The organism is Flavobacterium sp. (assembly GCF_004211145.1).
Classification (GTDB): domain Bacteria; phylum Bacteroidota; class Bacteroidia; order Flavobacteriales; family Flavobacteriaceae; genus Flavobacterium.
In genome coordinates, this window is the sequence record NZ_SEBS01000010.1 from 23429 (window position 1) to 36156 (window position 12728).

Consider the following 12728-nt stretch of genomic DNA (forward strand, 5'->3'; position numbering starts at 1 on the left):
TTTCCGGAGTTTTTTATTTTTTAATGTGCCTGAGTGCGCTGTGCCTGAGTGCCTGAGTTTCCGCTGTTACTTGCGACAAATTTCTATTCTACTTTTCACATTTGGGCGCGTCACCGACTCCGCAAGCTGCGCCGCTGTCGGGCTATCCGCTATATCTTTTGCTCGTTCCTCGCAAAAGGATGCCGCTGCTATCCCTCGCGCGTGGTCGCTAAAGCATTAATCTGTTCAAAACTCGAATTTTCATCGTAAGAAACTCAACCACTCAGGTACTAGGCACTCAGGCACTATTTCCTTACCTTTGCGCCCATCTAACTACACACAATGAAAAATACCCTGATCGCACCCTCAGTGCTAGCTGCCGATTTCGCGAACCTGCAACGTGACATCGAAATGGTCAACGATTCTCAAGCCGATTGGTTCCACATTGACATCATGGACGGCGTTTTCGTCCCGAACATTTCATTCGGGATGCCGGTTCTAGAAGCCATTTCACGTCATGCCAAGAAAACCATCGACGTGCATCTGATGATCGTCGATCCCGACCGCTACATCAAGACCTTCGCTGATCTTGGCGCGAATAACCTGACGGTGCATTACGAAGCCTGCACGCATTTGCATCGCACGCTGCAAGCCATCAAGGCCGAAGGAATGAAAGCCGGTGTCGCGTTGAATCCGCATACCTCGGTTACGGTTCTCGAAGACATCATCCAGGATGTGGATCTGGTTTGTTTGATGAGTGTAAATCCAGGTTTCGGCGGGCAGTCGTTCATCGAACACACATACAAGAAGATCAGACAGCTAAAGGAAATCATCGTAGCGAACGGCGCATCGACATTGATCGAGATCGACGGCGGCGTAACCAACAAGAATGCAGTCCAGCTCGCTGAAGCCGGTGCCGACGTTTTGGTTGCGGGAAATTTCGTTTTTAAAGCTGAAAACCCAACGCAAACCATCGCCGATCTTCGACAGTTATTGTCATAATCGCAACAGTATAAAACAAAAAACTCCCGACGCTAATCGGGAGTTTTTTATTGGAAACATTTCAGCGTCCGTCCTCATTTAAAAGACACGTGCGCTTTTTCAGGATTTTCAGAATCAGGTAAACGATGCCCGACGCGAACGTACCGAACATCCACAATTGGCTAAACGTCGCCGTTTCAAAAATCAGGTTCCGCGAGATGTCGAACAAAAGGAAAACGAGAAATATCGCAGCCAATCCATTTTTCTCTTTCTTAAGGACTTTTTTCCAGCTGAACGGCAAACCCGAACTTCTGAAGCCCGTAACCTTGGGAACGAATGCCGGAGTCTGTGCGGCCCAATCGATGTATTGTTGGCCAAACTTTCGCGTCAGGAAACTTTCTTCGGCAAACATGATACGCTCGTAATACAACCAAAACGCGAGGCAAAAGGCGATCACGAATCCAAAACTACCCGTGAACATCGCGATTCCGAGCCAACTTAAAAAATTCCCAAGATACAACGGATGTCTTACAAGCGAGTACATGCCCGTCGTGTTCAAATAATCGGCGATTTGTTCGTGCACGTTTCGTCCCGATGTGTTCTTGGGCGTACACCCGACGGTCAATCCGCGGACGACCAAACCCAAAACGCTTACGGAAAGGCAAAGCAATTCGAACCATAATATGTTGGCCCCACTTTTCGACCAGGCGAATGATCCGTCGAGGAGATTGTACAAATGAATCCCAATGCCCAAAGGCAGGATCAGCAAAGGCAAATAACTCCTGTATCTAAAAAGCCAGTTGCCTTGCTTTTCGATTTCTAGTGAAAGCGACATGAGATCAGAACTAGTTGCGCTCGAACACAAGATAGTCGCTCGGCCCGTCATCATCAAGATCCTGAAGCTCGATGCGCGTGTCAGTATAAGTCGCGATATCCCAATCTTCATTGAATACGCGGAACGTCGTCGGAGTTTGGAAAAACAGGTTGAAATCGAGGTTGGAATCTTCAGGCGTGTCGAAATCGTCGTCGGACACAATCGACCAGGTTCCGGCCACGGTTTGTCCATTTCCATCGACTGCGACGACATTATCAGCATTGAACGTAAACGTGAAACCGGCAAAGTCGGCGGTTTTATCCACGCCGTTGTCAACGAAACTCGCGACATTCCAAGTGCCTTGGGTCGCCACTGTTACGGCCGGCGTCGGATCTTGATTTGGGCGCGGCCCGTCGTCGTCGCTGCTGCAAGAAGTAGAAGCGATTGCAAAAACTGAGAATAATGCTGGAATAAGAAACTTTTTCATGATATAAGATTTAGATTATTGTATTTCGAATTTTCGTTATGGGGAAAGCTGCAGGCATTTCCGTAAATTTGGATTCCGACCATAGAATCCCCACGAACCGCAAAACCCTACCAAAAATTTTTATTTTTTTTCGCGGTAGGGTTTTCAATACCATTGGGGTTCTATTCCTGAAATCAATTTTTATATGCCAAATCAATGCGAGACCTGCGACGGGAATGTGTTCGCAAAATTCTTCAAAAGCCACGAACGATCGCTTCGGAATTTCCTGTACTACAAGTTCGGAAATGAAGAACAAGCCAACGATATCGCCCAGGAAGCGTTCATCAAATTGTGGCAGAATTGCGATGACATTCCACTCGAAAAAGCCAAATCGTACCTGTTCACGGTCGCGTTCAAAAAATCGCTCAAGGCGATCGCGCATCAAAAAGTCGTGCTCAACTTCGCCAAGTCAAAAGTCATCCCGATCAGCACGAACGAAAGCCCCGAATTCGTGCTCGAAGAACAAGAATTCCAAACGAAATTATCGGGCGCAATCGCGAATCTCAAAGAAACCCAACGCGTCGCATTCCTGATGCACCGAATCGACAAGATGAAATACACCGAAATCGCCGAACATCTCGGCATCAGCGTAAAAGCCGTCGAAAAACGCATACATCAAGCCATGATTTCGCTCAAACGAAACATCGAACAGTTCCGATAAAATACAGCCATGAAAAGAAAAAACCATCTCGCGCATTTGCTCAACGACGATTTGAGCCCGAGCGAAATCGAGGCTTTCAAACAAGATCCCGATTTCGAATTGTACCAAAAAATCAAACATCACACCGACGATTTACAGTCGCCATTAGGAGAAAATCCGCAGCTGTTGACCGACGTACTTGCGGCGAAAAAGAAACCGAAAGTCGTCTCGATGAAAGCAAAAACCGCCTGGCTTTCCATTGCCGCATCGCTACTTATCGCCGTCGGGTTGGGCTATTGGTTTTCGATGGGAACCGACACGATCCACCGCACGGGTTTCGCCCAAACACAAAACCTGACGTTGCCCGACGGCTCAACCGTAACGCTGAATTCGGATGCGGAACTGCGCTACGAAAAAAGCGATTGGAAGTCAAAACGCACGCTCGAACTCAAAGGCGAGGCGTTGTTCAAGGTCGCGAAAGGAAAAACTTTTTCAGTGATTACGCCTACCGGAACCGTGAAAGTCGTCGGCACCCAATTCAACGTGAGATCGCGTGGAAAAAAACTCGAAGTCGCATGTTATGAAGGAATGGTGAGCGTGACGCGAGACGAAACCCAAATCATCCTCTTGCCTGGAAACGCTGTGCTTCACGACAGCAAAAACTGGATCCGACAAAAGATTGAAAGTTCAGCTCCCGATTGGATGAACGCCAAAATCTCGCTCCAAGCCGCGTCGTTGAATGAAGTCCTTGCCGAGATCGAACGTACATACGATATAAAAATTACCGCGAAATCATCGCCCGAAAAAGCCTTTACAGGGATTTTGCCCGCGAATGATCTCGCCGTGGCGTTGCGCATCGTCGAATCGGCGTTCCAGCTTCAAACCGTAAAAATTTCGAATCGCGAATACGAACTAAAAAGCCTGTAATTTGCGCTTGAGAACGCATTTTTTGCTTTTTGCTTGCTGCATCACGTTCGCACAGCAGAACGGGAAAGCTTTACCCTTGCGCGACTACCTGAAAATACTCGAGGCGCGATTTTCAGTGAATTTCAGTTTCATCGAAAACGAAATCGAAAAAATTAATGTCGTCGCGCCCGATGAAAATTCGATCGGACAACAAATCGAGTCGCTCGAGATGCAAACTAATTTGACTTTCGAGTTCATCACGGCGAATTATATCGTCATCAGAAAGAAATCCAAAAGCGAAATCTGCGCGCAAATCATTGACTCCGAAACGGGATTACCGATTTCGGGCGCATCGGTGAAATCAGGGTCCAACACTACATATTCAAATGAAAAAGGCGAATTTTGCCTTACTTCGAAGTCGCCCGAGATCACCATTTCCCATGTGAGTTACGACAATCTTTCGCTTGCTACGACGAACCTGCCGGCATCGCCGAAGATCAAACTTTCGCTGCACGTGGAAATTTTAAGTGAAACCTTCGTTCCCGTCTTGCTCACGCGCGGCATCCGAAAAAAACCGGACGGTAGCTACGACATACTTTCCAAGAACTCGGGCCTGCTTCCCGGGTTGACCGAACCCGACGTGCTGCAAACAATGCAACAATTGCCCGGAGCCGTGAGCTTCGACGAAACGATTTCGAACCTTTCCATCCGCGGCGGCACCCACGACCAGAATTTATTTCTGTGGAACGGGATCCGACTGTTTCAAACCGGGCATTTTTTCGGGTTGATTTCAGCATTGAACCCGAATTTATCACATTCGATCACGTTCTATAAAAATGCGAGTCCGGCAAGTTTGGGCGAAGCGGTTTCAGGGACGGTGCTTATCGAGACATTACCCGAAAGTGGAAATTATTTCGAGAATTCGATCGGCATGAACATGCTCAATTTCGATTTCAACACGGCGTTCAAGACGTCACCGAACACGAGCTGGCAGTTCAGCGGCCGACGTTCTACGACTGACTTCTTCGATTCCCCGACATACCGACGTTATTCGGAACGAATTTTCCAAAACACGAAAATCACGAATATTTTTGTGGACCAGGAAGTCGATTACCGAACGTCGGAGAACTTTTATTTCTACGATTTCACGGCTCAGTTTCGGCAAAAGATCGGCTCGAAATCTGAACTTCGCTTCAACGGTATTTTCATCGAAAACGAACTCGAAGTCTATCAACGCTTGAATGCGAATGCCGCGAGCGACGCCCAGGAAAATGAGCTCAAGCAACAATCCACGGCGGGAAATCTCGTGTTCAAGACCGATTGGAATTCGAAACACAAGAGCACGTTCTCAGCATTTTTCTCGCGTTATATGGTCGATTCCGAAGATCGTCCTCTCGAAGAAACGAATCGCTTGATCAACCAACACAACGTCATCACCGACAAAGGAATAACGGTTGGGCACGACTTTCATCTGAACGAAAAGATCATTCTAAAAGGCGGTTATCAGGTTATCGAAAGCAGCCTTAAAAATGAAAACCGGGACAATCTTGCGATCGATGTCGAGGACAGCAGGTTCTTGCTCACGCATGCGTTATTTGTGCAAGGCGAACTGACGCTGGCGAGATGGTTTTTGTCGGGCGGAATCCGTCAGCAGTATTTCCAGACGTTGGACCGATTCAGGACGGAACCTCGATTTTTGGCGTCGTACCGCGTGAATAAGGATCTCGATTTTTCAATTTCGGGCGAATTAAAAAGCCAGACGGCCCAGCAATCTGTCTACCTCCAGGAAGATTTCTTCGGACTCGAAAAACGACAATGGACGCTCGCCGACGGGAACGGGACGCCGTTGATAACCAGCAGCCAGATTTCGTCGGCGGTAACCTACAAGAAGTGGAAATGGCTGTTTAGCCTCGAACCGTTCTACAAAAAAGTAAGTCATATCACGAGTAAAAGCCAAGGTTTCCAGAATCAGTTCGAGTTTGAAAACGCCGTTGGAAGTTATCGTGTTCTAGGTGTGGAATTTTTGGTTCAGAAGCAATGGCGCGACTTCACGGCCTGGCTCAACTATCATTACAACCGAAATGAGTATCGATTCGAAAGTTTCGCTCCCAGCGATTTCCCGAACATCTACAGCATTCCGCATTCGCTGCGCAGCGGTTTGATTTACGACAAACACAAATGGCAATTCGCGTTGGGTACGAATTGGTTTTCAGGAAAATATTACACCGAACCGTCGTCTAGAATTCCGGTTTTCGACGAGAACCAGGATCTCACGATATTATATAAATCTCCGAATTCCGACAGGCTCGACGACTACTTCCAAGTGAATTTCTCGGGAAGTTTCACTCAGGCCATTTCCAAAAAAGCGAATATGAAATGGGGAATTTCGGTGCAGAACCTGCTGGACAAGACCGTGAGCATCAACAAAAGTTACCGCATCAATTCAGTGAATTCGGCCATCGAAGAAGTAAATGTGTTGTCGCTCGCGAGAACTTTCAATGGTTTCGTGAGAGTTTATTTTTAGGTTGAAAGTTGTTTGATGTCGGCGATTTCCAGGACTTTCTTCGGATAACCTTTCTTGCAGACGTTAACCATCGCGCGCCCGACTTCGTGCAGACTCAATACATTTTTTGGAGCGAAGAAGCGGATGATTTTCGTGAGGACTTCGTAAGCTAATTTCCAATTCTTCTGGTCTTTTACGGGAAGCATCGCGCCCGGACGGAACGCGTAAACGCCTTTGAACGGCAGCTTGATCAGGTCGTTTTCGGTTTTGCCTTTCACGCGCGCCCACATGACTTTTCCTTTTTCGGAACTATCGGTGTAAAGTCCCGAAACATATGTAAAAACCATTTGAGGATTAACCGCGACCAACGTTTTGGCGAACGATAGCGTCGTATCGTACGTTATTTTCGTAAACTTTTCCTCGCTCATCCCGAAAGAACTTATCCCGGCGCAGAAAAAACAAGCGTCGTAGCCTTTGAGTGTTTCCGAATGTCGATCGAGTTCGAAGAAATCGGGAACGAGCAATTCTTTCAATTTCGGATGTTCGAGGTCGTAGTGCTTTCGGTTGATGATCAAAACGTGGGAAACTTCAGGATTCTCGAGACAATCGAGGAAAACGCCTTCGCCGACCATTCCGGTTGCGCCTGTGATGATGACTTTGAGTGACATAACGATGTTTTTCACTAAAGTAGCCATAAATCTGCCCAAGTGGAAACGGATTGTGTTTTTGTTAAGCCGATCCGCACCATTTCAATGCTTGTGATTGAGCATTTTCGACACATTGGCATATAGCGGCGGAAACTTGGCCTTGAACTCTTGCGGCGTCTCAAAATAGTGTTCGAGGATTACCGCCAGGAATTCGTAGGTATTCGTAAACGCGTAATCTCGGAAATAGCCGGCATCGGTGAGTCTTTGCCTGTTGCCAGGATGGCTGACTTCGTCGGAAATCCTGTCGTAAACCTGTGTAAAGATAGCGGCGCTCACATCGCTGTGTTTCGTGCCGTGATAGTGTAACACGTGCGCGAATTCGTGTATGCCGAGGTTTAGGTTGTCGTTCGCGATGTCGTTTCCTGCGACAAAATCCTGCCATGAAAAAGCGATCGCGCGCATGCCTGGATTGAATTCGCCCTTGTGATAAGATTCGGAATATTTCGAGTAATACGCGCCCGGATATACGATGACGCGATCAAAAATATCCAGGAGGTAATTTCGCATGCCGAACGAGAGCGTGATGTAGCTTATGGCAATCCTGATTTTCACTTCGTCGGTCACCTCAAAATCTTCGCGCCCGATGAATTCGTACCGATCGATGAACCGACAGATCCGGTGTTCAAAATAAATCTTGCGTTTGGGCGTAAGCCTGTTGTAAAACGTGGAATGTTGGCGCAATAACGACTGATTGGCGGTTTCCAAACACTTCGGAAACGGATAATAGTGAACGTAAAACGGCTTTTTGAAAATAAATGCGTAGACGCGTTCGGTTTGCAGGTAGAAAATGCTGAAAACGAGCGAAAGAAATCCGAATACGACGAGAAACAGCACGAGCGACACTACGACTATTTCGGGGATTGAGAGGTCTTCCATTGGGTAAATGTAGGAAAATTATTGTCGGGTTTTTGGGTGTGGCTGCGGTTGGATTTTGGTTGGAGTAATTTTGAATTTGGAAAGAGCGGTGAGTTTTCGGTTATTGATTTTCGATTGAAATGGGTTGTTTTGTGTTTTGATTGGGAGGAATGTGTGGGTTGGAGGATTTCGCTGCGCGGCATGGTTTGACGCTGTAATTTGAAAATGGGAAAAGTTAGACAGAAATGTTTAAGTGAGAATGATGGGTGTCATGGAGAGAATTCCGCTGCGCGCATCTTGAAAAGTCCGTTTTGAGATAGGAAAAAGGCAAAAGAATATCACGCGAACTTGGGCGAAAGGATGAGATTCCGTTGCGTGATTATTTGTTTTTTTTGGGAAGGATGTTCATGTGTCCTTGCTAGGAAGTACGAATGTGTCACGAAGAGGATTCCGCTGCGCGGCATCGTTTAAGGCTCCGATTTGAAAATGGGAAAAGCCAAACAAAAAATGTTTAAGTGAGAATGGACGAATATGTCACGAGAGGATTGCGCTGCGCGGCATCGTAAAGCTCCGATTGAAAAAGGAAAAGCCAAACAAACGATGTTTAAGTGAGAATGGACGAATATGTCACGAAAGGATTCCGCTGCGCGGCATCCTTCAAAGCTCCGCTTTGAAAATGGAAAAAGCCGCAAAAAAAATGTTCAAGCGAGCTTGACATTTTTTTTGCGGCTTTTTCCATTTATTCGTGACCCCGAGAGGATTCGAACCTCCATCATCAGAACCGGAATCTGACATTCTATCCATTGAACTACGGGACCTTTATTATGCGAGCAGTCGTTTTACGACACCTGAAATGGTTTTCCCATCGGCTTTGCCTGCAAGTTCCGCCGACACCAAGCCCATGACTTTTCCCATATTGGACATTCCGCCCAAATTGCCCTCAGAAATGATTCTCTCGACGACGACCTCGATTTCAGCCTCACTCAACTGAGCCGGCAGGAACTTTTCGATAACGGCCGCCTGATCGATTTCAGGTTGCGCCAAATCCTGGCGGTTCTGTTGTATGTATATCGCCGCGCTGTCCTTGCGTTGCTTCACAAGGCGTTGCAGAATTTTGATTTCTTCGTCGGCGCTCAGTTCTTCTTTGGCACCCGTTTCGGTTTGCGCCATAAGTATAGCCGATTTCACCGCGCGCAACGATTCCAAAGCCAATGTATCTTTGGCGCGCATGGCGTTTTTAATCTCATCGTTAATTTGTGCTTGTAGGCTCATAACGTCTTTTTTTTAGTGGTGCGAAGTTAAAAAAAATAACCCGAAAACTCGTTTGAATTTTCGGGCTAAAAAGAAAAAATGGTTTAGGTTAGTCTACATTATCATGTAGAAAAGAGTTGTTCGATCGCAACTGTATATCGTCGTTGCTATCGGTTCCAAGCGACATGCGGGAGTTCGCGTTGTTGATTGGATTTGAGCTTATATCGACACCCGAACGTTTGTAGGCGGGTTCTTTTTCGTATTCGTCGACTTTTGACGGATTGTTGTGGAACTTGTAATTGAACTCCTTCAACTTCCTTCGGCGTTCGTCGGCGCGGTGTTTCAAAGTATCTTCGATCGACATTTCGAGCGGAGATACTTCTTCATAAGCCGATGAGAAGTTCGATACCGGAGCCTCGACCTGTTTCATCGTGATGTTCAATTCCTCGGCGATCGGTTCAGCGGCGATCGTAGCGGCCGGTTTCGAATCCATGAGGCTTTTCTCGACTTCCATGTATTCTTCGAGCGAATATTTCACGATTCCGGTTTCGTTGAGTTCGGTCATCGGAACAACCTGAACGGCATCGGTAACTTTGATATCGCGTGTTTCCTGAGTCAATTCGAACAGGATTTTTTCTTCGTTTACAATCGGAGTCGTCGGGATCGGAAGGTCGAACGTGAATGCGGCCTGTTCTTCCTTTTGGACGAAAATCGGCTCCTGTACTTTGATTTCCTTCACTTCAGGCGTTGTGATGAAAAAGTCGAAATCGTTGATGGCCGAAACCACTTCGAACGTCACATCGAGATTCTTGATGAATTCTGACGTCGGAACCAAATCCATTTCGAATTGTGCGACCGGAGCTGCAACGAATGCCGGCTCTTCCTCGATCAATTCAAACACTACCTTGTCTTCTTTCTGGCTTTGAGGAGCGCTTTCCTCAACTTTCAAAAAATCAACCGATGGCAATACATTTCCCTTGGTAAGGTCGTGCTCGATCTTGTGATCGCCGTCGAGCGAATGGATGATTTTCTTTGGTTCGTTGTTTACGATCTGCGTTTGCTGGTCGATGTTGAAACCCGTCGCGATGACCGTTACGGCAATCGATTCCCCAAGCGTTTCGTCTTCCCCGACACCCATGATGATGTTGGCGTTGTGACCTGCTTCCGACTGGATATAATCATTGATTTCTCCGATTTCGTCAATCGTGATCTCACTCGTTCCCGACACGATCAAAAGCAAAACGTTCTTAGCACCTGAGATTTTATTGTCGTTCAAAAGCGGGGAATCCAAAGCGGCAACGATTCCTTCTTTTGCGCGATTATCACCGATCGAAGTCGCCGAACCCATAATCGCGGTTCCGGAGTTCGACAATACGGTCTTCGCATCTTTCAAGTCGATGTTTTGCGTGTAGTGGTGCGTGATGACTTCGGCGATACCGCGTGATGCGGTCGCCAAAACTTCGTCGGCCTTGGAGAAACCGGCCTTGAAGCCAAGGTTTCCGTAAACCTCACGCAATTTGTTGTTGTTGATCACGATGAGTGAATCGACTTGCTTGCGAAGTCTTTCGACACCTTGCATCGCTTGATCCTGACGCACTTTTCCTTCAAACTGGAACGGAATCGTCACGATACCGACGGTCAAAATATCTTTTTCCTTAGCCAATTGCGCGATCACAGGAGCTGCACCAGTTCCCGTTCCTCCGCCCATACCGGCCGTGATGAATACCATTTTCGTGTTGCTGTCGAGCATTTTCTCGATTTCGGCTACCGATTCGATCGCCGATTGCTGCCCTACTTCAGGATTCGCTCCCGCACCCAAACCTTCCGTGAGCGCAACGCCCAACTGAATCTTGTTCGGGACCGGGCTCATGCCCAACGCTTGTGAATCGGTGTTGCAGACGATAAAGTCGACACCTTTGATTCCTTGCTTAAACATGTGGTTGATCGCATTGCTTCCGCCGCCACCAACGCCTATTACTTTAATTACGTTCGACTGATTTTTTGGTAAGTCGAACGAGATGCTTCCGAATTCTGAGTTGCCTGTCATACTATCTGGTATTTAATTCTTGCTTTGTCTTGTTTTGTTTTTTTTGTCGGAGTCCTTGAACCCTGATCCTTGCGCCCTGTCCCCAATTACTCGGCGTTGTCAAGGAATTCCTTTATCTTCTCCACATACTTGTCGAAGAACGAACGACGGATTTTTCCCTCGGTCGTCTGAGGTTCCTTTTGCGCTTCCATTTCTACTGCAACAGGCTCCAAAATTTCCTGTTTCGATTCCTGCGACATCACCGTCTGCGTGTAAACCGGCGGCTGCACTTGTTGGATCGGTTGCTGCTGAATCGGTTGTTGCTTGTAAACCGGCGCCTGCACAGGCTCGACGTACATCTTCACCGCACTTTGCGTCTTGTTGTTGATGCTGTTCATCACCAATCCGACTGCAGTCGCGTACATCGGCGATGAAATATCTTCGCTCGAATTTCCGGCCAAATGCTCGTTCGGATAACCGATACGCGTATCCATTCCCGTGATGTATTCGACCAATTGCTTGATGTGTTTCAGTTGCGATCCGCCGCCTGTAAGCACGATTCCCGCGATCAATTTCTTGCGCGGATCTTCGTGTCCGTACGCTTTGATTTCGGCAAAAACCTGCTCGATGATCTCAACGACGCGGGCGTGGATGATTTTCGACAAGTTCTTCAATGAGATTTCTTTCGGTTCACGACCGCGAAGGCCCGGAATCGAAACGATCTCGTTGTCTTTATTTTCGCCCGGCCAGGCCGATCCGAATTTCACTTTCAACAGTTCGGCTTGTTTCTCGATAATCGAACAGCCTTCCTTAATGTCTTCGGTGATTACGTTTCCGCCGAATGGAATTACCGCCGTATGACGGATGATGCCATCCTTGAAGATCGCCAAGTCAGTCGTTCCGCCACCGATATCGATGAGCGCGACGCCTGCTTCTTTTTCTTCCTGGCTCAAAACTGCGTCCGACGAAGCCAATGGCTCGAGCGTCAAACCTGACAATTCGATGCCTGAACTCTGTACGCATCGGCCCACATTCCGGATCGATGAAGCCTGGCCGACCACGACGTGGAAGCTCGACTCCAAACGACCGCCGTACATGCCGATCGGTTCTTTTATCTCTGACTGCCCGTCGATCTTGAATTCCTGTGGCAATACGTGGATGATTTCCTCACCCGGAAGCATCGCCAACTTGTTCACCTGATCGATGAGAAGCTGAATGTCTTTGTCTCCGATTACCTCTTCAGGATTGTTTCGGCTCACGTAATCGGTGTGTTGGATGCTGCGGATGTGTTGTCCCGCGATCCCGACGACCACGTCTTTGATCTTGTAACCCGAATTCGCCTCTGCCTCGAGCACCGCCTGTTGGATCGACTGGATCGTCTGGGTGATGTTGTTCACCACGCCACGCGCCACGCCAAGGCTTTTCGATTTGCCCATGCCAAGTATTTCGAGTTTTCCGTACTCGTTCTTCTTGCCGATCATCGCAACGATCTTTGTCGTCCCGATATCCAAACCTACTGCAATGTTCTCTTTTTCCATAT

Annotated in this window: 11 protein-coding genes and 1 tRNA gene; 4 read left to right on the top strand and 8 right to left on the bottom strand. The window is 47.6% G+C overall.

What is annotated here, in order from left to right; genetic code table 11:
* Positions 1-321 precede the first annotated feature (321 nt).
* Entirely contained in the window at positions 322-981 is a 660-nt protein-coding gene (gene rpe, locus EOO50_RS06565; RefSeq protein ID WP_290838765.1) for a ribulose-phosphate 3-epimerase, read from the top strand.
* A 61-nt stretch (positions 982-1042) separates the two neighbouring features.
* On the opposite strand, the gene EOO50_RS06570 is transcribed toward rpe, so the two are convergent.
* A complete protein-coding gene (locus tag EOO50_RS06570) occupies positions 1043-1795 on the bottom strand; it encodes an isoprenylcysteine carboxylmethyltransferase family protein (RefSeq protein ID WP_290838766.1) in 753 nt (250 codons plus the stop codon).
* A 10-nt stretch (positions 1796-1805) separates the two neighbouring features.
* Positions 1806-2261, bottom strand: a complete 456-nt coding sequence (locus EOO50_RS06575; RefSeq protein ID WP_290838767.1) for a hypothetical protein — start codon at positions 2259-2261, stop codon at positions 1806-1808.
* A 184-nt stretch (positions 2262-2445) separates the two neighbouring features.
* Between EOO50_RS06575 and EOO50_RS06580 the strand changes: the two genes are divergently transcribed.
* Genes EOO50_RS06580 through EOO50_RS06590 form a run of 3 tightly spaced genes read left to right on the top strand, consistent with a single transcriptional unit; the run spans position 2446 to position 6370 of the window.
* The gene (locus EOO50_RS06580) at positions 2446-2961 is read left to right on the top strand and encodes a sigma-70 family RNA polymerase sigma factor (RefSeq protein WP_290838768.1); all 516 of its coding nucleotides are present in this window, start codon (positions 2446-2448) and stop codon (positions 2959-2961) included.
* Between the two features lie 9 nt (positions 2962-2970).
* On the top strand, positions 2971-3867 hold the full coding sequence (locus EOO50_RS06585) for a FecR domain-containing protein (RefSeq protein ID WP_290838769.1): 897 nt from the start codon (positions 2971-2973) through the stop codon (positions 3865-3867).
* 7 nt (positions 3868-3874) lie between these two features.
* Positions 3875-6370, top strand: a complete 2496-nt coding sequence (locus EOO50_RS06590) for a TonB-dependent receptor plug domain-containing protein (protein WP_290838770.1) — start codon at positions 3875-3877, stop codon at positions 6368-6370.
* Here the strand turns inward: EOO50_RS06590 and EOO50_RS06595 are convergent.
* The 6 genes from EOO50_RS06595 to ftsA all read right to left on the bottom strand — a co-directional run bounded on the left by EOO50_RS06595 (position 6367) and on the right by ftsA (position 12726).
* Positions 6367-7017: an epimerase gene (locus tag EOO50_RS06595; RefSeq protein WP_290838771.1), complete on the bottom strand. Its 651-nt coding sequence runs from the start codon at positions 7015-7017 to the stop codon at positions 6367-6369. The two genes, EOO50_RS06590 and EOO50_RS06595, sit on opposite strands and share 4 nt — an antisense overlap.
* 81 nt (positions 7018-7098) lie before the next feature.
* Positions 7099-7932: a zinc-dependent peptidase gene (locus EOO50_RS06600; protein ID WP_290838773.1), complete on the bottom strand. Its 834-nt coding sequence runs from the start codon at positions 7930-7932 to the stop codon at positions 7099-7101.
* 725 nt (positions 7933-8657) lie between these two features.
* A tRNA-Arg gene (locus tag EOO50_RS06605) sits at positions 8658-8729 on the bottom strand.
* Between the two features lie 4 nt (positions 8730-8733).
* Positions 8734-9183: a GatB/YqeY domain-containing protein gene (locus tag EOO50_RS06610; RefSeq protein ID WP_290838774.1), complete on the bottom strand. Its 450-nt coding sequence runs from the start codon at positions 9181-9183 to the stop codon at positions 8734-8736.
* A gap of 88 nt (positions 9184-9271) precedes the next feature.
* Positions 9272-11209: a cell division protein FtsZ gene (gene ftsZ / locus EOO50_RS06615; RefSeq protein WP_290838775.1), complete on the bottom strand. Its 1938-nt coding sequence runs from the start codon at positions 11207-11209 to the stop codon at positions 9272-9274.
* Positions 11210-11295: 86 nt separating this feature from the next.
* Complete coding sequence (gene ftsA, locus EOO50_RS06620) at positions 11296-12726, bottom strand: cell division protein FtsA (RefSeq protein WP_290838776.1); 1431 nt, start codon at positions 12724-12726, stop codon at positions 11296-11298.
* Positions 12727-12728 lie beyond the last annotated feature (2 nt).